Origin of the sequence: Halorhabdus amylolytica, assembly GCF_004944975.1 — an archaeon.
GTDB lineage: Archaea > Halobacteriota > Halobacteria > Halobacteriales > Haloarculaceae > Halorhabdus > Halorhabdus amylolytica.
Genome location: NZ_SPQG01000005.1, coordinates 182,113 through 201,912, shown reverse-complemented (window position 1 = coordinate 201,912; position 19,800 = coordinate 182,113). Strand labels below are relative to the sequence as shown.

Genomic DNA, 19,800 nt, shown 5'->3' with positions numbered 1-19,800 from the left:
CACTCTCCGCTCGCATTCCCCGAGGTCTCCCTTCGGTCGCCCTCGCTATCCTCGGTGGACTGTCACGTCGATCTCGCCGTCGGTAACCTCGGCGATCAACATGGTCGCCTCGTCGGCCGGGGACGCACCCGTGACACTCCCGGGGTTGAGCAGGCGGACGCCGTCGACGACCTCGTCCAGCAGTTCGTGGGTGTGACCGGCGACGCCGACGGTCGGCCCATCATCCGCGTGTTCGGCGACAACACCAGCGACGCGGTGTTCGTAATCCCGACGCGAACCCGTTCCGTGCGTGACGACGAACTCGACGCCACCGAGTGTCACGGTCTCGACCGTCGGCAACCCCAGCGATCGCGGGTCCATGTTGCCGGCAACGGCGGTCAGCCGCTTGGCGGCACCGCGAACGTCGGCAAGTGCCTTCGAGGAGTCGAAGTCCCCGGCGTGGATGACGTGATCCGCATTCCGCATGCGTTGCAGTGCCCAGTCCGGTACTCCGGGTTCCCTGGAAGGGACGTGCGAATCGCTGACGATAGCGACCTCCATGTCACCGCCGTCGTGGACGCGCGGCCTTAACTCCCCGGCTCGTCGTTGCCGATCTCCAGTGGCGGATGCCGTGTCTTCTTTGCCGCTGGCGCCCGATCGATTCCTATGGAGGAGATCGAAGTCGTCACCTGCTTCCTCCGACACGACGCCGAAGTCCTGCTGTTACGTCGTAGCGAGGCAGTCGGTTCCTACCGCGGGCAGTGGGGTGCCGTTGCGGGCCACGCGGAGGGCGATCCCAACTCCGCCGCCAGACGGGAGATCGCCGAGGAGACCGGACTGGCGGACGCCGTGACCCTGATCCGGCGTGGTGAGGCCTTCGACGTGGTCGACGAAGATCGTGGGACGCGCTGGGTCGTTCACCCGTACCTCTTCGAGAGCGTGGGCCGCACGGTCGAGACCGACTGGGAGACCAGCGAGTACGAGTGGGTCCATCCCACCGAGATCCTCCGGCGTGAGACTGTCCCGGACCTCTGGGACTCGTACGATCGCGTCCGACCGAACGTTTCGACCGTCGCCCAAGACTGCGAGCACGGCTCGGCGTGGCTGTCCGTCCGGGCGCTTTCGGTGCTACGCGACGAGGCGGGACTGGCGGCGTGGGGGGAGGACGGCGACTGGTCCAGCGTGGCCGCTACCGGCCGAGAAATCCGCGACGCACGCCCGTCGATGCCGGTCGTCGCGAACCGCGTCAACCGAGTGCTGGCGCGGGCGGATCCGACGCCGAGAAGTGTCGAACGCACTGCCCGCGAAGCCATCACCAATGCCCTCGAGGCCGATGAGGAGGCCGCCGTTGTCGCCGCCGACCGCCTCCCGGATCGGATCGCCACGCTCTCGCGGTCGGGAACCGTCCGCACGGTGCTCGAACAGGCCGATCCCGACGCCGTCTTGATCGCCGAGTCTCGCCCGGGCAGGGAGGGCGTCACCGTCGCCGAGTCGCTGGCCGACAGTGTCGACGTGACGCTGTCCCAGGACGCGGGGCTCGCGTGGGCGATCCACGAGTGGGGCGCCGGGGCCGTCCTCGTCGGAGCCGACGCGATCCGTCCCGACGGGGCCGTCCTCAACAAAGTCGGCACACGGGCCGCTGGAGTCGCTGCTGCCCACGAAGGCATCGAGTTCATCGTCGTCGCGGCCGCCGACAAGATCAGTCCCGACGGTGACTTCGCGATCGAGTCGGCCGATCCGGGGATAGTCTACGACGGTCCAGCCGATCTCTCGGTCATCTCGCCGCTGTTCGACGTGACGCCGCCGCACCTGATTGACGCGATCGCCACCGATCGGGGCGTACTCGAACCCGAGAGGATCGAGGCCGTCGCGGCCGAGCACCGGGCGAACGCCGACTGGCACGAGTGCGAGTGATTCCTTCGCGGTGTGAGACGGGCGATCGAGGCACCATCGAGCCGTCGGGATCGGCCACAATGTGAGTTCTCGCTGCACCGATATCAGCTCCCGGTGGAGTGTTTCGCGTCGAACACGTGTCCTTTTCAGGCAGGCCGGCCTACACCCGTTCGGTGGCGATGACGAACAGTTACCCCCACTGAGCCCCTTCTGATGAGAGCCGTATCCGAGCCACCATCGATTCTCCTGGGCGCAACTCCTGGATCGGATCGGTCCGATAGTTCCGGCTATCGGTCCTGTTTTGAGCCCTCGGCGGTCGGTTCCCGATTCTCGCGGCAATCAGCCGACCTGCCGAGCGGGTGTTTCCGATCGTCGACCTTCGTGACGAGAAAAGCACGAGGCTACCGACAGGACACGCGACGCGTCCCGACAGCGAGGAGTCAGGCGACGTTGAACCCTTTCTCGCGGAGGAAATCCTCGACGCGCCCGGTGTGATTGCCCTGGAGTTCGATCTGACCCTCCTCGACGGTCCCCCCACACGCGAACTTCGATTTGAGGTCCGAGGACAGGCTGTCCATGTCGACGTCGCTCGGATCGAACCCTTCGATGATCGTTACCTCCTTCCCGTAACGGCGCTCGTCGATGCGGATGTTGATCTCCTGGGACTCCTTGGCGACGTCTTCACAGACGCAGAGCTCCTCAGGCAACCCGCACGTCGAGCAGACTTCCGACATTACAGTCCGTTGTTGGGAATCTTCCTATTAAACACTGTCGGGATTTGCCACGGTACCGCCGAAAAGCGACCGCCAGCGCCTGCGTGATCGACGTTCCCACGGGACGCGCGTCGAACTGTTCTTTCCGTGATGGTTCGACGATGGGACTTCCGTTTCACGTCCTGGTGAGTTTGTCGACGATTTCGACGGCCTCGTCCGCCTCCGCCTCGCTGATCGTCCCGCTGTATCGCGCGCGTTCCCGGATGGCCGCGACGCGCCGGGCGAGTCCGGAGGCGTTGATTGCGTCGAGATACGCCCGGACGGTCTCGCCGGTTCGGCGCTCGCGATGACGGCGCGCCAGCAACACGGACAGTCTCTCGAACGCCCGTTCGACGTCCGTCTCTGGGTCGACCCGTGGCTGCCAGCGTAGCCAGACGGCCCGATAAGCCCGCCTGCTCAGTCCGGTCCGGCGTGCCATGCCGGCGAGTCCCAGCAACGCGAGCAGCCCCAGTGTTGCCTCCTCGGCCGTCGGGATGCCAACCCTCTCCGTCTCCGTCCGGTCGTCGTCACTCTCACCCGAGCCCCTCGATGTCTGGCCGATCGGCGTTATCGTGGCGTTCACCGGGATTTGTCCCCTCCGGATCGACGACGTGTTGAACTGATTGGTTCCCTGTATCGGCGTCACTCCGTCGACACCTCCGGGCGTCGACGTCCACTCCCCACGCTGACTGTCGTTGGTGTCGACGTTCGGGGCGTCGTTTTCTCGGGCCGACTCGAGGTCGGTCTGCCTGATCGATTCACGCGGACCCGTCGGCGTCGGATCGAACCTGACCCAGCCGATGTCGGGGAAGTACACCTCGACCCAGGCGTGGGCGTCGTGCCCACGAACGACCCACTCGTCCTCGCTCACGCGCTGTCCGGGGCCGTATCCGACGACCATCCGCGCCGGAATGCCCTGGCTCCGTAACATGACGGCCATTGTCGTCGCGTAGTACGTACAGTACCCTCGTTCCATCTCGAACAGGAACGCGTCAGCTACGTCACCGGACGGCCGGGAGACGTTCAGCGAGTACTCCCTGTTTTCCTCGAGCCAGTTCTCGATCACCCGTGCCGTCTCGTAGGGGTTGTCGGCGTTGGCGGTCAATCGCCCGGTCCGTTCACCGACTCTCTCGGGTGTACTATCCGGCAACTGGAGATAGCGGTCTTCGATCGACGCGGGATAGTCTCTTCCGGACGACTGGAGTTCCGAGCGGGTTACGACCGGGATGGCACTCTTGACGGTGTACGTCTCGTTCGGTGTGAGCGCCCGCGTCGGTTGTAGCCCGCCCAGGCTGGTGGCACGTGCCGTGGACGCTGCCGTCCCGGTCACGTTGCTCGGCCGCCAGGCGGCTGGCATCGTCCGGATCGACGTCAAGGGTCGGTAAGTCTGCTCCAGGACGCGGGCGCGGCCGGCCGGCGTTCCCAGTCGCCGGTCGAGCGTTCCGGTCTCGCCCTGTCTGATCCATCCGTCGCCGGTATAGAGGTCGTAGGCGCCGACCCGCCAGTACTCCGATTCGTCACTCTGGACGCGATAGCGGACTGCCGAGGAGAGTTCGAGGCTACCCAGGACAGGCAGTTCCGACCCGGCATCGAGGAGGTTCGCTTCGACCGTGTCGGACGTTCCGGAGCCGCCGAATCCCGATTTCTCGAGGCCAGTATCGGGCGAGAACGTATAGCCCATGCCGGTCGGAACGAGCGTCACCGTCGCCGAGGTCAGGATCGTCAGCGCCAGGACTGTCGCGACGACGTCCGCGTCGCCGATCGACCCCTCCAGTCGGTCGAGTTCGCCGACCCCGACGAGCGCGACCACGCCGACGACGCCGAGCAGCGTCAGCTCCGCCCCGGCGTCGCCGGTGAGTACGAAGAACAGCGTCGTCGCCCCGCCGACGACGGCGCTGGCGACGTAGCGGCGCCTGACGGCGAGGTACCACGCCAGGAACACGGGCGGCGGCGTCACCGCGAGCACCCACGATTCGAGGTTGACGATCGCCAGCACGGACTGACCCGTCAGCAGAGCGATCGTGTACCGGACGTGTCCGACCAATTGCAGGGCTGTCCCGGATAGCCCGGCGAGATACCAACCCAGCCCGCCGACCAACAGGAGCGCCGCCAGCACGAACGCCAGTCTATCCGTCAGATACCGGGCGAGCACTGTCGCCCCGACGAACGTCAGCACCACGATCGTCAGGAACGTTCGGGGATCGCTGACCACGTCGACCACGTGATGGAGCACCCCGAGGAACGACCCGATCACCAGTAGGGCCGCCCCGAGTGCCAGCACTCGTAGCGGCGTGGAGACGGTCACGCGGTCGCGTCCAGTCTCGCCTCGTCCCTCCCCGGTCACTCGATCGCGTTCAGTCCCCGTCACGTGGCCGACACCTCCAGCCAGTCCGGCCGATCGCGCTCGCTCGACTGTTCCGGGACGCCGGTCCCGTCGCCGGCCCGAACGGTCTCGAAAGCGACCGTGTGAGCCCCAGTGTCGACGGTGACGGCGTCGTCCTCGCCGACGATTCGGACGTCGGCGTCGGCCCACGTGTGCTCCGCGATCGTACCCGATCCTGTCTCGGCCAGCAACCTGAGTACTTCGCCGCGGTGCCGTCGACCGCTTCCCGGCTCGAGACGTCCGTCAGGTACCGTGATGCCGACCTCGAGGCCCGTATCGAGGAGGAACAGGACGACGCTGGCGGCGGCGCTGGCGGCGTCGTCGATCCGCTCACGTGTCGCCGTGACGGCGAGTTCAGCCGTCCCGGTCGTCCCCTGGCCCGCGAACTCGACGACGACGAACTCCGGTAGCCGCTTGGCGCTGGCCTTCCAGGCGATGTCGCGTAACGGGTCGCCCGGCACGTACTCCCGGAGTCGGTCGATCTCCTGGCGTTCCGATGTCCCGGCCCGGTCGACGACCGTCGCCAGTGTCTCCGATCCGGCCACGTCGTAGACGGCTGGATAGACGAGGATCGACGTCTCCTCGATGCGATCTGTCCGCTCCATCAGGCCGAGCGCATCAGACTGCCGGACGGTCGCCGGCCCGATCGTGTGTCGGCCCCGCTCGGTCAGGGTCACCTCGTAGGTCGTCCCTACCGGTATCGTCCCTTCGAAGCCGTTCCCGACGGATGCCAGCCCGTCCGGGATCGCGTCGTGTCCCCGTACGATCGTTCCCCGTGTACCGTTCACGTCGATCGAGATGGTTCGCGTCTCGCCCGGAAAGCCCGACTCGGGCGTCGATCGCTCGATCGAGGGGACCTCGACCGACCGGAGCTGGACGGCACCGACCGCGAAGGCGATCACCGCCGTGACGGCTACGGCGTTCAGCGCCCGACTCCCGAACGTCCACGCCATGAGGACGGCGATGACGGCCGCGCCGATCGTCGCCCATCCGCGTCGGGTCAGTCGCATCGCTTCACTCGAGTGGGACCGCGTCGATCGTTTCCTCGAACAGTTCACCGGTCGGCGTCTCGTCGAGGCGCGTTCGGAGCCGATGGGGGTAGACGACTTCCGCCTCCGTCTGTACATCGTCGGGGATGACGTACTCGCGTCCCTCGAGGACGGCTCGGCCCTGGGCCGCCCGTAGCAACAGCAACGACGCCCGCGGACTTGCGCCGAGTTCGGCGTGCTCGCGCGTGTACCGGGCCAGTCGTGTCACGTACTCCCGGACCGGTTTCTCGACGGTCACGTTCGCGGTCACCTCGCGGGCCGCTTCGAGATCCGACAGGGTTGCGACTGGCTCGACTGCCTCGATGGGATGTCTCCCGACGACCCGTTCGAGCATCTCGCTCTCTTCTTTCTCTTCGGGATACCCGAGTTCGAGTTTCTTCATGAAGCGATCGAGTTCGGCCATCGGCAGGTCGTAGGTTCGATCGCGCTCGACGGTGTTCTGGGTCGCGATGACGGTGAACGGCTGTGGCACCGCGTGGGTCTGTCCGTCGACCGTGACCTGTTGTTCCTCCATGGCCTCCAGCAGAGCGCTCTGGGTCTTCGGCGGCGCGCGATTGATCTCGTCTCCCAGCACGACGTTGGCGAAGATAGGTCCCGGCCGGAACTCGAAAGCCCCGGTCTCCTGGTTGTAGACGCTTGCGCCCGTCACGTCCGAGGGAAGCAGATCGGGTGTGAACTGAACGCGCTTGAACGAACAGTCGAAGGAAGCCGCGATCGCCCGCGAGAGCATCGTCTTGCCGACGCCGGGAACGTCCTCCAAGAGGATGTGACCCCGGCCGAGCATCGCCGTGAGGATGTGTTCGACCACCTCGCGGTGGCCGACGATGACTTCACCCACGTTCTCGATGACGCGCCCGACCGTCTCCCCCACTTCTTCGACCGTCTCGTCGTCTGACCGACTTGCAGCCGTCGGTTCAGTCCCTGTCATGGCCTGTCTCGACCCGCGTCGCGATGGTCTCGACCCCTGTTCGACTGTCCGCCATTCCCGCCTGTCGACTCGACCCCCGCCGATCGCCACGCTCCCTGCGGATCGACTGTCGATTGTGGGCACGTCCCATGGGTATACGGAACGATATATGTGACTGGCGTACTTGTGGGTCACGGTAGCTGATATCTGTGTGGTGGGCGTCCCGCCCGTCTTCCGGGCTCTCCGCCCGACTCCAGACGGCGGTTTTTCAGCGACAGAACACGCCGACCGGTGTTTATGAGCCGTAGTTCACATCATCCTGACACTGCCATGGACACGGATGTCGACCGACCGTCACGGGATTGCGATCGCCTGCGGGTGCTGGTCGTTGACGACGACCTCGCACTCGCGGAGGTCGCCTCGACGTTCCTCGAACGTCGTCTCGAACGCGTCGACGCCGTCCCGGTGAGTGCCCCGGGTGACGCCCTCGAACGTGTCGAGGGCGATCCGTCGATCGACTGCGTCATCAGCGACTACCGGATGCCGGGGATCGATGGACTCGAACTCTACGACCGCGTTACCGAGCGCCGTCCCGACCTTCCGTTCATCCTCTTTACCGCGTCGCCGACCGAAGACCTCGAACGGGAGGCGTGCGAGGCCGGAGTCGCGGCGTTCGTCGAGAAGGACGGCTCTACCCGGACGTTCGCCGCCCTCTCCTCGCGCGTCCGACGGGAAGCGACCTGAGTCGTTTCGATATCCGATCGGCACCGACCAGACGCCCGTTCTCACATCGGAGCGGCACTGACCTGACGTCAGTTTCGCCCGACGTGACCGACACGTCGAGATCGCACTCGGGTTACCCACAACGTATTTGCTCCGGTACTCCGTACTCAGTGGCGTGATTCTCTCCGAGTACTTCGAGGATTTCGGGCGCCGCGACTGGGAGACCGACAACATCCAGGGGACCGTCAGCGTCGCCCTGATCGGTGCCGGCTGGTTCACCCGCGAATGGGCGCTGCCGGGGTTCGAACGGGCCGAACACACCGAGCCGACGGTGATCGTCGACGTCGACGCCGAGCGTGCCGAGGGACTCGCCGACGACCACGACATGACCGCTCTCACCCCCGCGGAGTTCCACGACGGCGTCGCCGAATCGGAGTTCGACGCTGTCTACGTGGCGACGCCGAACGCGACCCACCTGGAGTACGTCGAGTCAGCGGCCGCGACCGGCAAGGACGTACTCTGTGAGAAACCGATGGAAACCGACGCGGAACGAGCAACTGAACTCGTCGAGACGGCTCGGGAAGCCGACGTGTCGCTCATGATCGCCTACCGGATGCATCTCGATCCCGTCATTCGCCGCTCGAAGGAACTGATCGAGGCCGGCGTGATCGGTGAAGTGGTCCAGGTGCAGGGCAACATGTCCCACCGCATGGTCGCCGAACTCGATGGCAACGCGAGCGATCAGTGGCGGCTTGATCCCGAACTCGCGGGCGGCGGCGCGATGATGGACATCGGGATCTACCCGCTGAACACCACGCGGTTCCTGCTTGAGTCCGATCCCGTGAGAGTTGCAGCCGCGACCGGGTCGACCCACGAAGAGTTCGCCGACGTCGAGGAACAGGTCTCAGTCCGGGCGACCTTCGGGGGTGACGTGCCTGTTCTGTTCACTGCCAACCACAACGCCTATCACGACAGTTTTCTCCGTGTGACCGGAATGGACGGACAGATCATCATCGACCCGGCGTTCTTTGAGCGCGACGATCGCGGCCTGGAGATCCGGCTCGACGGCGAACGCCACGACGTCGACGTCACCCAGGTTCACCAACTCGAAGAGGAGTTCGCGTACTTCGCCGACTGTCTGCTGGCCGGTCGGGAACCCGAGCCTGACGGCGAACACGGTCTGGTCGACATGCGAGCGATCGAAGCGATCTACGAGTCCGCAGAGACTGGCGAGACAGCCAGGATCGAGAACACCGTGAGTTGATTGACGGGGAACGTCACCCGTCAATCGAGGTGTGTCTTATGCATCGTCCGCCTCAATACTACTCCCTGTTTTTCGAGATGTCACTCTCATCCGATTCCCGTGAAGTGTTATACCGATGGATTGTCCGTGAGTGAGTTCGGTTTCGAGCGATTCCTGTTCCAAGCGAAGGAGTGTCACATCATCCCCCGCATCGACCACCGTCGCACGGGTCCGGGTGCCAGTCACTTCGTTCTCGATCCGATCCAGGCGGTCGATAATTTCATCCAATGACGCGGGATCTTGGGTCGAATTCTCTATTTCAGGCTCTTCGATAGTTTCGAACGTACTTGCAGAACCATTTGATCCGTCTTCGGCTACCGAATCCGACGGTTCTCCGTCCGTGACAGCAGTGCCGTCGGTTGCGTTGGTGTCGCTTTCGAACGATTGCTGGGTCTCTGTCAGCGCACTACCGACTCTTCGGTCCTCCGCGAGCCGTTCCATGTCAATCCCTTCAGCTTCAAGGTCGATATCGTCGTGACGATCGACGGTCGGCAACGGGACCTCGGCATTGTCGAACGATCGTCCGACGGTCGATCCGTTATTCCGGTACAATCTGGAACGGACGCGTCTCCGGGTGGCATCCGTAACCCACGGCGGCCCGGACCATTCACCGTCGTAGAGGGTATACTGCTTGCGGTCGTCTGTCGCCCAAACGAAGCTGTCGTACTTGTCCTTGTATCGGTCGGCACTGTGACCGCATTGGTGGGTAACGACGACGTGGATCGGTGCGAAATCCTCGACGACTGCATCGATCGTCACCTCTCTCGGATGGTTGCTCACCTCGTATGCATCGACAGTACAGACAGCCGACCGTTCCGGTTCGAATGCACCGCTGGTCACCTGTACGAGCGTCGCTCCTTCGTCGTCCTCGATGGCCTCGAACAGCCGCTCGCTGCTTCCGGAGACGGGGACCTCCGGCCCGGCAATCGTGACACGTCCCGGCCCGAGGATCTCTTCGGTGTTCTCGAAGGTCGGCACGGATTCGACAGCCGGATGGTCGTACTCGAAGGCGTCCCAGAGCGTCCCAACGCGGCCAGCAACCGTGACAGGTATAGCCGTCTCGGTGGTGTCTCCGATGTGCGATAAGAGATATGCGAGGTGGACGCCGTTCGATCCACTGGCTGTGGTTAGAACTGTGGATCCAGCAGTCGCTCGCTCGATGACAGTCCTAACCGCGCTGGTCAACTGGTCTCGGAAGGTCGAATTCGTCGCTCCTGTGAGGAATACTGCATCGACCGGCAGATCGGTCTGGATTCCCGGATAGCCGGCTGCTCTACGCCTGGTGAAATCACCCGTCGCGAGTAGATGGTGCCGGTCGTTCCCGTCGGAAAACTGGACAACGAACCCGCTGGCACCTGGCGCGTGCCCGGCTGGTACTGGATGAATGCGGACGTCGTTCGTGATCCTCGTCCAGTCCGTGATCGGTTCGAGGGCTTCCCGAACATCGTCGGGGGCACCGAGATCGGCGTGTTCGGCCTCGGTGTCCAGCCGCGTCGTGATTGCCTGTGCAGTCTCCGGTGTGGCATAGATCGGCGCTCCGTCACGGAGATTCGATCCCAGCGTACGATAGTGGTCGAGATGTGCGTGCGTCAAGCAGATTCCCGAGAGGTACTCGTCTTCGGCGAGAATATCGTCCAAGTTTACACGTTCTCCTGCGTCGACGAGGATGCACGTTTTCTGATCGTGGATCTTATCGTCGAACCTGAGAAGGAATGATTCCCGACCGTCGTTTGGATTCGCGTGTTGATAGCTGACTTGCATTAGCCAGTCACATATAGTTTTGAGAGAGTAATGCGATATACCTTGTGTTCAGCCCGATTGGACGACTGTCTCAGTACAGATCAACGGCATTTTGGATGCACTGGTGGTGTTGTGTGCCGCCGCTCCTTCTGGTCCTGGGAACACGAACACAACCGTTAGGACGACGCGACCACAAGCGAGCGCGTGGACGACGTTCTCGAGTGGCTTCGTGATCGCCCGTCTTACGAGGGACAGATCGCCGAAGAACGGACGTTCCCCGGTTGGGAGGCGGCCTACGGCGATCTCGACGTGCTCGACCGGCTCGCCTCTGCCCTGGAGGGCGAGGGAATCGAGCGGTTTTACAGACATCAGACGGACGCGATCGATGCCGTCCGGAACGGCCAAAACGTCGTTCTGGGGACTCCAACGGCCAGCGGAAAGAGTCTCGCGTATACGGTCCCCGCCTTCGAACGGGCGATGGACCGAACGGCGACGACGTTGTACGTCGCCCCGCAGGTCGCACTGATCAACGACCAGGCCGAGACGCTCTCGGATCTCGCCCACGGGCTCGGGTTCGGCTCTCGGGTGACTGTGGACCGGTACACCGGGCGACTCTCCCGCTCAGAGAAGGAAACTGTCCGCGAGCGCCAGCCAACGGTGCTGTTGACGACGCCCGACATGCTCCACTACGGGATCATGCCCCACGCTCACCGGCTGTGGGAGTGGTTCTTCGAGCGGTTGGAGACGATTGTGATCGACGAGGTTCACGCTTACCGCGGGATCTTCGGCAGTCACGTCTCGCTCGTCCTTCGGCGACTCAACAGACTGGCCGAACGGTTCGACGCCGAACCGCAGTACATCTGCTGTTCGGCGACGATCGGCAATCCGGTCGAGCACGCTTCGACAGTGACCAACCAGCCGGCATCGTCGTTTCGCCTTCTCAGCGAGGACGACAGCGCGACTGGCCCCCGGCAGTGGGTAGTCTGGAACCCGCCCGAGAAGCGCGGCGAAGGCGGGCAGGGTCGCCGGCGCTCCCGACACGTCGAGACCAAGCGACTGTTCGTCGATTTGCTCCAGCGCGGATTGCAGACGGTCGTCTTCACCGATTCCCGGCAGGTGGCCGAACGCTACGCGACCGAGAGTACCCGGACGCTCCGGGAGCGTGGCGAGGGGAAGCTGGCGACGAAGGTCGGGGCGTACCAGGCAGCGCTGACGAGCGATCGACGCCGGGAACTGGAAGCAGGCCTACACGATGGGTCGATCCGTGGAGTCTGGAGCACGAACGCGCTCGAACTCGGGGTCGATGTCGGGGGACTGGACGCGGTCGTCCTCGACGGCTACCCGGGGACGCGAATGGAGACCTTCCAGCGGGCGGGCCGGGCGGGACGAGGCGAAGACCCCGCCCTGGTCGCGCTGGTGACCGGCGAGGACCAACTCGACCAGTACGTCGCCCGCCACCCGGAAGCGCTGTTCGACCGCGAACCCGAGCAGGCTCTGACCAATCCCGGGAACGACCAGATCCTCCCGGATCACGTCCGGTCGGCTGCCCGGGAGAACTGGCTGTCGCCGGACGACGACCGCCACTTCGGCGAAACCTTCCCGGATGTCGTACGCGAACTCGTCGATCGTGGCGATCTCGACCGACGAACCACAGATGCCGGGACGCGATGGCTCTACGACGGCGGCGGCAGTCCCCAGCACGAAACCAGCCTGCGGACGGCAGACGATCGCGATATCCGCCTCCGCGAGCGAGGTTCGAACGACGTGATCGCGTCGCTCCCCTTCGGCGATGCGTTGCGGGACGCCCACCCGGGGGCGATCTACCACCACCAGGGGACGAAATACGAAGTCGTGGATATCGACCTGGATCACGACGTCGCGACGCTCGATCGGACCCACGCCGACCAGTATACCCGCGTCCTCCACGAGAAGACGATCACCGTCGAGGAGGACTTACGTGAGAAGTCGTTCCCCGATCGGGCGGACGTGCCGGTCCGGTTTGCGGACGTGACTATGCACAAGCAGATCACCGGTTTCGAGCGCCACGACGCCCGTTCGGGCGAGGCGATCACTCGCGAGCCCCTGTCGCTTCCCGAGACGACACTTCGGACGCGGGCGCTGTACTATGCGTTGCCATCGGATTTGGAGAGGGAATTACGGGCGTCCGGCGACTTCCCGGGCGGGATCCACGCCGCCGAGCACGCCATGATCGCCACAATGCTCCTCTCCTTTCTGTGTGATCGACGCGATATCGGTGGACTCTCGACGCCACACCACCCCCACACCGACCGGAGTACGATATTTATCTACGACGGCTATCCCGGTGGGGTCGGGATCGCGGGGGCTGGCTACGAGTCGATTGGCGAACTGGCGGCGACGACCCACGAACTGGTTGCTGACTGTGACTGCAACGGCGGTTGTCCGGCCTGCGTCCAGTCACCCCACTGCGGGAACGCAAACGACCCGCTGGACAAGACCCTCTCGATCCAGTTGCTGGAAGCGTTGCTCGACCGGGAGTGACTGTGGGGCGGCTAAGGTTCCAAGTGGCTGGGTCACAAACCACACTGTATGTCGATCGGCAACTCCTCGAAGAACCTCGAATGTCGCTGCACCCGCTGTCAGTACAACAACAACGGTAGTTGCGGCTATCAGGGTCGCGTCCTGATCGACCAGAACGGCGAGTGTGCGGTCATGGAGGAGGGTTTCGGCGGCGATCGCGGGCCGTTCGGGTGAACACTCCACTTAGGGAACCGACAGTGCCGCCGATCGTGCGATCGGCGGACCGGGACCACCGACGTGGAGCCTCTCACGGCATGTGAGCCGAAAGTCCTGTCCTTCAGGGTCGGGGAGTGTCACGACACCCGGATATCGCCGTCGTGGTCGGCGCTATACACAATTGGGATCGATTCCAATTATTTTATACAGGTGAGCGACGAAGAGCCACGTGAATGGAGCGACAAGACGGAAACGAGTCGACGCCAACGGCGGGCCCGACGACCCGTGGTGACGACCGGCGGATCGACCCGGGGGGTTCCCGAACCGGGAGGACGGACAGATGTTCACGGGGATAGTCGAAGACGTCGGGACGATCAGAGAGGTCGACCGGCGAGCGAACGCGCTCGTGTTGACGGTTCATAGCGACGTTCTGACGGACGTCGAGCCGGGCGACAGCGTCGCCGTCGGTGGCCCCTGTCTGACAGTCGTCGAGACCGATCGCGAGGCGAGGACGTTCACCGTCGAGGTGACACCCGAGACCTATCGACGGACGACACTACGGGGACTCGGGCCGGACAGTCCGATCAATCTGGAGTCTGCCCTCCAGTTGACTGACGACCTCGGCGGCCACCTCGTGACGGGTCACGTCGACGGGACGGGCGTCGTCACGGACCTCCGGCGCGAGGAGAAAGCCCGGATCTACTCGATCCGACCCCCGGAGGACTTGCTTCCCTATCTCGCGCCGAAGGGATCGATCGCCGTCGACGGCGTGAGCCTGACGATCGTCGATGTCGACCGGACGTTCAGCGTCTCGATCACCGACTTTACCGAGGACGAGACGACCTTGCGGGAGACGAGGGTCGGCGACGAGGTAAACCTCGAGGTCGATGTCCTCGCCCGGTACGTCGAACGCCTCGCGGCCTTCGGTGACGGCGATGCCGCCGAAGGAGCCGAGCTCATGGAGAAGTTAGGGGCCATGGAGGGATCGGGATGAGTATCGTCGAGTCCGACCGCGATCGCTCGCGGTTCGACGACGTCGAGGACGCCATCGAGGCCCTCGAGGCCGGCGAGATGATCATGCTCGTCGACGAGAAGGGGCGGGAGAACGAGGGCGATCTGGTCGTCCCTGCCGAGACCGTCACGCCCGAGCAGATCAATTTCATGCTCACCGACGGGCGCGGGCTGGTGTGTGCGCCGATGGCTCCCGAACTGACCGACGCGCTCGGCCTCGAACAGATGGTTCCTCTCTCTGAGAACACCGAGGAGATGAGCACGCGCTTCACTGTCTCGGTCGACGCCGTCTCGACGGGGACGGGGATCTCCGCATACGACCGCGCGGAGACGATCCGAACGCTCGTGGATCCGGACGCCGAGCCCGCTGACTTCGAGAAGCCCGGTCACGTCTTCCCTCTGGAGGCCCGGGCCGACGGCGTCCTCGACCGCGAGGGACACACGGAGGCCGCGGTCGATCTCGTGCGGATCGCCGGCCACCGTCCTGCGGGGGTCATCTGCGAGGTCGTCGACGATGACGGGACGATGGCTCGCGAGGATCGCCTGTTGGAATTGGCCAACGAGTACGACATGCCGATCGTGACCGTCGCGGACGTGCTGGAATACCGCTACCTGAGGGAGAAACTCGTCTCCCGCGAGGTCGAGACGCGTCTGCCGACGGAGTTCGGCGAGTTCGATCTCTACGGGTACGACTATATGGGCGAGACCCACGTCGCCCTGGTCAATCTCGACGATGTGAACCTCGAGACGGACCGGCCGCTCGTGCGAATCCACTCGAAGTGTCTGACCGGCGATGCGCTGCACTCGTTGAAGTGTGACTGTGGGTTCCAACTTGAGGAGACCATGGCCCGCATCAGTGAGGAAGGCGGCGTCTTGCTGTACCTCGACCAGGAGGGTCGGGGCATCGGCCTGTTGAACAAGCTCAAGGCTTATCAGCTTCAGGAAGAGGGCTACGACACCGTCGAGGCCAATCGCGAACTCGGGTTCGAGCCCGACGAACGTCGCTTCGACGCCGCCGCCCAGATGCTTCGGGACATCGGTCTCGACCGCGTACGGCTGCTGACGAACAACCCTCGGAAAGTCGAGGCCCTGCAACGCTTCGACTTCGACGTCGAGACCGACTCCCTCGAGATCGAACCCAATCCGGAGAACGAATCGTATCTCGAGACGAAAGCCGAGAAGCTCGGCCACCAACTCGATGTGTTCAACACCGACTGACGCCAACGGAGATACCATCAATGACAGATTACGACGTGACGGAACTGGAAGGCGAACTGGACGCGAGCGGCCGCGAGTTCGGCATCGTGGTCAGCCGCTTCAACGACCTCATTACCGGCAAACTACTTGACGGCGCGCTGGACACGCTGACGCGCCACGGCGCCAGCGAGGACGACATCGATGTGGCTCGCGTGCCTGGTTCCTGGGAGATCCCACTCACGACTCAGCGCATGGCCGAAAGTGGCGAGTACGACGCGGTGATCGCGCTGGGCGCGGTCATCCGCGGGGAGACTCCCCACTTCGAGTACGTCTCTTCGGAGGCGACCAAGGGCGTTGCGAAGACGACCCTGGACACTGACGTCCCCATCGCCTTTGGCATTCTGACGACCGATACGACCGAACAGGCCATCGATCGCGCAGGCGTCAAACAGGGCAACAAGGGCAGCGAGGCCGCCGAGAGCGCCATCGAGATGGCCGACCTGCTCGGTCAATTCTGAGTCGGCCCCGTTTTTCCGGGGTCGTATCGTCGTCCTGCCGATGACGCGGGCGTTTTTCCGGGCCGCTGCTATAAACTGGTCATGACTGTCATCCTCGCCGGCGTCGGTGTCGACCAGTCAAACGTCGGCCGGAACCTCCCGCTGTATCCCGACGGCACGTTCGAGTATATCCCGATCCCCGAGAAGACCGCCGAGACCGACGAGACCGAGACCTTCGGCTCCTGGAAGTTGAGAAGCGGCGGCGTCGCCGCCGACCTGCTCTCGCGGATCAGACCTGTACCCGGCCGCGACGACGCCTGGATCACCGATCCCGACCGGATTGCCGGCTGGCCGCTCCACTGGGATCCCAACTTCGACGCGCTGACCTACGGCGAGCACCGCGGCAGCGTCGACCGGAGACAGCGCTACGTCCCACTGTTGGAGTCCCTGGAGTCGGGCGACATCGTGGCCTTCTACGCCGGACTGGCGCCCGTCGACGGTGGGGACCCACACCGCTACCTGATCGGCTATTGGACCGTCGACACCGTCGTCAGTACCGAGGGTCTCGATCCCAACGGGCAGCGGCGACTGCTGGCCGACCACGCTGACAACGCCCACGCGAAACGCGCCACTGACGGCGAACTCCACTACGATCGGGTCGGCGCCGACGGGAAGTACGTCGCCATCGTCGCGGGCCGCGAACCCGGCGGGCTGTTCGAACGCGATCCGATCAGGCTCAGCGAGAAGTACGTCAAACCCGGCAACGAGCGTGCCGGCTACTATCTCACAGATCGGATCACCGACGAGTGGAACCTGACCGACCCCGACGCCGATCCGGTGGCGCTGACGCGCAAACCGGCCATGCGGTTCGATCTCGACGGCGAGACCTTCCTCGATCGCGTGGGTAGTCCGGGCGAGCGCTGAGTTTCACTGTCTCTGCAAACTCCATTTTGCAGTCGGCAGACTTAAGAGTTAGACGTATCTAAATCCGGTCAACATGGATACGGCTATCATGGAAGACTATCTCAAGACGATCTATGAACTCGAACGTGAGCGCGGGCCGCCAGTGGGGACGTCGGCGATCGCCGACGCGCTCTCCGTGACTGCACCGACGGCCACGCGGATGCTGGAGAAGTTGGCCGAGGAGGACTTGCTCGAACGTGAGAAGTACAGCGGCGTCGAGCTGACCGAACACGGTCGGGCGATCGCCCTGGAGACGATCCGCCACCACCGGTTGCTCGAGGCCTATCTCGTCGAACATCTCGACTACGAGTGGGAGGAGGTCCATGACGAAGCCGAACGGCTCGAACACCACATCAGCGAGGACTTCGAGGAGCGGATCGCCAGCGAACTCGACCATCCACCCGTAGATCCGCACGGCGAGCCGATCCCGAGTGCGGACCTGGAGGCACCCGTCGAGGAGGATGTCGAGCCGCTTTCGGCCCATAAGGCGGGCGAGACGGTCGTTATCGCCAGCGTCCGCGAGCGCGATGCCGAGACACTCCGGTATCTCGAGGAGGAGGGGATCGTGCCCGGTCGGGAGCTGACGATCGTCGAGATCACGCCTGTTGGGACCTACGTCATGGAGTGCGAGTGCGATAGCCGACAGCTTCCGGAGTCGAGTGCCGATCGCATCTACGTGCGCTCGGCCGCGGCCAGGAGCGACGCCGCCACTGAGGAGGTGCCCGGCCTATGAGTGCGTCCCGTGAACGGGAGGTGACGTGGTGATGACTGCAGTCCGTCGAAGTGACGGTTCGATGAGTACATCCCGGGCACAGGGGGTGTTTGGACAGTGAGCGAGTTCCTGGAGATCGTCGTCGTCGCGTTCGCTTTCCAGCTGGCCGTCTTACCCGGCGAGAAGGTTCAGTTCATCATCGCCGGGCTCTCGACACGGTACCATCCGCTGGTCGTCGTCTCGGCGGCCGGCAGCGCCTTCGCAGGCTGGACCGCTCTGGAGATCGTCTTCGGCGAGGCGATCAAGAACGCGCTCCCGGAACTGTACCTCGACGCGTTCACTGCCGGCCTGTTCCTGCTGTTCGCGGCTCTGATGATCCGATCGGCGCCGGAGCCGAACGCGGAGACGGCGACGACAGACGGCGGCGTCACTGCGATGAGTGATCTCGACGTGTCGGTTCTCGGCTACCGGGTGCCGGCGCTCCTGGGTGGCTGGCTGCCGATCTTCGCGATGATGGCTGCGGGCGAGTTCGGCGATAAGACCCAGCTGGTGACGATCGGCCTGGCGGCCGACTACGGCGCGACTTCGGCCATCTGGGTCGGCGAAATGCTGGCGATCATCCCCGTGAGCCTGCTCAATGCCTACTTCTTCCACCGGTTCGCCCACCTCGTGAACCTCCGGAAGGCCCACTTCGCCGGCGCGGCCATCTTCACCTTCTTCGCAGCCGACACGGTTCTCGCGATCACGGCCGACGTCTCCGTCTGGGAGACCATCGTGGAGGGACTTTCGAATGCCTTCCTCGCGTTCGTCTGAGACGACCACGTTCTAACTCGTTGAACATCGTCCGAAAGGTTATTCCGGGGCTCGTTGTAGTGATCGCTAGCTGCCGCGTTACACCGCTCGGTCGGACCGGCAGTGGGGGGACCCGAACCCATGACCAACACTCGATCGGATTGTGCGGACGTTTCGCTCGAGGACCAACCGGTCACGCGCACCGGCGGTAAGTACCTCTGTGGGCTCCTGCGGTGTGCGTTGGCCGATCGCGAACGCGTCGCTACCGGCGACCTGGCGAGACGTCTGGGCGTGAGTCGCGCCAGCGTAACCGAGATGGTCGCGAAGTTTGGCGAGGAAGGCTTCGTCGATCACGAACGCTACAAAGGGGCGACGCTGACCGACGACGGCGAATCCCTGGCCCGACACCTCCAGTGGCGCCGTTGTGTCACTGAGCGGTTCTTCGCGGACGAGGTAGACGTGGGCCTCGACGCCGAGACAGCCTACCGGATCGGCTTCGAACTACCCCAGGCCGGGACCGACCGACTCGCCTCCCTCGTTGACCACCCCTGCGATCGACTGTGTCAGGCGACAGAGGCATCTGACTGTCCCCGTCTGACGATCTCCTCGACCTGAGGCACTCGGCCGGGACTGTCCCCGAAACCGACTGTCAGTCCGTTTTTCATCCGGTCCCGATGAAACGCTCTGAGAGCTCCATATAAAATGTATTGGGGCCTCTAAAACCGTAGTAAAACGTATCTGACTCACGTCAGACGGGGTGAAACGGGTCGAAACGAGACGAAGGCTCTGGAGGTTATATGGTCTGTCCAGTCTATGGATCGTATGTAACAGACGGTGTCCCCAATGTCAAGCTCGACGCCCTCGATCGCCGAAACTGGACCGCCCGCTGACGCACAGTCAACCAACTCCGCGACCAGCCGACGCCTGTTGCTGGAGCCGGTCAGAGGCGTCGCCTTCTGGACCGCGATCGCGCTGCCGTTCGTCCAGTTGCCGTTGCTCGTCTCCGGCCTCCAGCGCCCGACGACCGCTCTCGCCTTCCTCGCCCTCCTCGCGGTCAACGTCTTCGCGCTGTACGTCGGCCACGCCCACCGCCGCTGACCGGATCGGCGATCCACCGCCGCCCTGATCGTCACGAACGCGCTGCTCCAGATCGCCACCGGACTCACGAAAAACAGGGAGTAGCG

The 19,800-nt window shown here is 64.3% G+C and carries 19 protein-coding genes; 13 read left to right on the top strand and 6 right to left on the bottom strand.

Going from position 1 to position 19,800, the window contains the following annotated elements; all coding sequences use genetic code 11:
• Window positions 1-45: 45 nt before the first annotated feature.
• Window positions 46-540 carry a metallophosphoesterase family protein gene (locus E3374_RS09235; protein WP_136688789.1) on the bottom strand — a complete coding sequence of 165 codons (495 nt, stop codon included), beginning with the start codon at window positions 538-540 and terminating at the stop codon, window positions 46-48.
• Between the two features lie 105 nt (window positions 541-645).
• Between E3374_RS09235 and E3374_RS09230 the strand changes: the two genes are divergently transcribed.
• A complete protein-coding gene (locus E3374_RS09230; RefSeq protein WP_136688788.1) occupies window positions 646-1,893 on the top strand; it encodes an NUDIX domain-containing protein in 1,248 nt (415 codons plus the stop codon).
• A 419-nt stretch (window positions 1,894-2,312) separates the two neighbouring features.
• On the opposite strand, the gene yciH is transcribed toward E3374_RS09230, so the two are convergent.
• The 4 genes from yciH to E3374_RS09210 all read right to left on the bottom strand — a co-directional run bounded on the left by yciH (window position 2,313) and on the right by E3374_RS09210 (window position 6,984).
• On the bottom strand, window positions 2,313-2,606 hold the full coding sequence (gene yciH, locus E3374_RS09225; RefSeq protein WP_136688787.1) for a stress response translation initiation inhibitor YciH: 294 nt from the start codon (window positions 2,604-2,606) through the stop codon (window positions 2,313-2,315).
• 154 nt (window positions 2,607-2,760) lie between these two features.
• Window positions 2,761-4,992 (bottom strand): transglutaminase family protein, encoded by a 2,232-nt coding sequence (locus E3374_RS09220; protein ID WP_248299431.1) that lies wholly within the window; start codon window positions 4,990-4,992, stop codon window positions 2,761-2,763.
• Window positions 4,989-6,017 carry a DUF58 domain-containing protein gene (locus E3374_RS09215; protein WP_136688786.1) on the bottom strand — a complete coding sequence of 343 codons (1,029 nt, stop codon included), beginning with the start codon at window positions 6,015-6,017 and terminating at the stop codon, window positions 4,989-4,991. Before E3374_RS09215 ends, E3374_RS09220 begins: the two co-directional genes overlap by 4 nt.
• Before the next feature lie 4 nt (window positions 6,018-6,021).
• Window positions 6,022-6,984, bottom strand: a complete 963-nt coding sequence (locus tag E3374_RS09210) for an AAA family ATPase (protein WP_136688785.1) — start codon at window positions 6,982-6,984, stop codon at window positions 6,022-6,024.
• Between the two features lie 309 nt (window positions 6,985-7,293).
• Between E3374_RS09210 and E3374_RS09205 the strand changes: the two genes are divergently transcribed.
• Entirely contained in the window at window positions 7,294-7,707 is a 414-nt protein-coding gene (locus tag E3374_RS09205) for a response regulator (RefSeq protein WP_211194937.1), read from the top strand.
• A gap of 154 nt (window positions 7,708-7,861) precedes the next feature.
• Entirely contained in the window at window positions 7,862-8,950 is a 1,089-nt protein-coding gene (gfo6, locus tag E3374_RS09200; RefSeq protein WP_136688783.1) for a D-xylose 1-dehydrogenase Gfo6, read from the top strand.
• 36 nt (window positions 8,951-8,986) lie between these two features.
• Here gfo6 and E3374_RS09195 read toward each other — a convergent pair whose 3' ends face one another.
• A complete protein-coding gene (locus E3374_RS09195; RefSeq protein WP_136688782.1) occupies window positions 8,987-10,750 on the bottom strand; it encodes an MBL fold metallo-hydrolase in 1,764 nt (587 codons plus the stop codon).
• Between the two features lie 183 nt (window positions 10,751-10,933).
• On the opposite strand from E3374_RS09195, the gene E3374_RS09190 reads away from it, so the two are divergent.
• The 10 genes from E3374_RS09190 to E3374_RS09150 all read left to right on the top strand — a co-directional run bounded on the left by E3374_RS09190 (window position 10,934) and on the right by E3374_RS09150 (window position 19,714).
• The gene (locus E3374_RS09190) at window positions 10,934-13,249 is read left to right on the top strand and encodes a DEAD/DEAH box helicase (protein WP_136688781.1); all 2,316 of its coding nucleotides are present in this window, start codon (window positions 10,934-10,936) and stop codon (window positions 13,247-13,249) included.
• A 48-nt stretch (window positions 13,250-13,297) separates the two neighbouring features.
• Window positions 13,298-13,462: a hypothetical protein gene (locus tag E3374_RS17160; protein ID WP_167880078.1), complete on the top strand. Its 165-nt coding sequence runs from the start codon at window positions 13,298-13,300 to the stop codon at window positions 13,460-13,462.
• Between the two features lie 322 nt (window positions 13,463-13,784).
• Window positions 13,785-14,438, top strand: coding sequence for a riboflavin synthase (locus E3374_RS09185; RefSeq protein WP_136688780.1), 654 nt, complete (start codon window positions 13,785-13,787; stop codon window positions 14,436-14,438).
• Window positions 14,435-15,673, top strand: a complete 1,239-nt coding sequence (ribB, locus tag E3374_RS09180; RefSeq protein WP_136688779.1) for a 3,4-dihydroxy-2-butanone-4-phosphate synthase — start codon at window positions 14,435-14,437, stop codon at window positions 15,671-15,673. The genes E3374_RS09185 and ribB overlap by 4 nt, the downstream gene beginning before the upstream one ends.
• Window positions 15,674-15,693: 20 nt before the next feature.
• Window positions 15,694-16,170, top strand: a complete 477-nt coding sequence (ribH, locus tag E3374_RS09175; RefSeq protein WP_211194936.1) for a 6,7-dimethyl-8-ribityllumazine synthase — start codon at window positions 15,694-15,696, stop codon at window positions 16,168-16,170.
• 81 nt (window positions 16,171-16,251) lie between these two features.
• Window positions 16,252-17,073: an Nmad3 family putative nucleotide modification protein gene (locus E3374_RS09170; RefSeq protein ID WP_136688778.1), complete on the top strand. Its 822-nt coding sequence runs from the start codon at window positions 16,252-16,254 to the stop codon at window positions 17,071-17,073.
• A 73-nt stretch (window positions 17,074-17,146) separates the two neighbouring features.
• Window positions 17,147-17,845, top strand: a complete 699-nt coding sequence (locus E3374_RS09165) for a metal-dependent transcriptional regulator (protein WP_136688777.1) — start codon at window positions 17,147-17,149, stop codon at window positions 17,843-17,845.
• A 96-nt stretch (window positions 17,846-17,941) separates the two neighbouring features.
• Window positions 17,942-18,637 carry a TMEM165/GDT1 family protein gene (locus tag E3374_RS09160; protein WP_136688776.1) on the top strand — a complete coding sequence of 232 codons (696 nt, stop codon included), beginning with the start codon at window positions 17,942-17,944 and terminating at the stop codon, window positions 18,635-18,637.
• A 120-nt stretch (window positions 18,638-18,757) separates the two neighbouring features.
• Complete coding sequence (locus E3374_RS09155; protein ID WP_136688775.1) at window positions 18,758-19,231, top strand: metal-dependent transcriptional regulator; 474 nt, start codon at window positions 18,758-18,760, stop codon at window positions 19,229-19,231.
• Between the two features lie 228 nt (window positions 19,232-19,459).
• A complete protein-coding gene (locus E3374_RS09150) occupies window positions 19,460-19,714 on the top strand; it encodes a hypothetical protein (protein WP_136688774.1) in 255 nt (84 codons plus the stop codon).
• Window positions 19,715-19,800 lie beyond the last annotated feature (86 nt).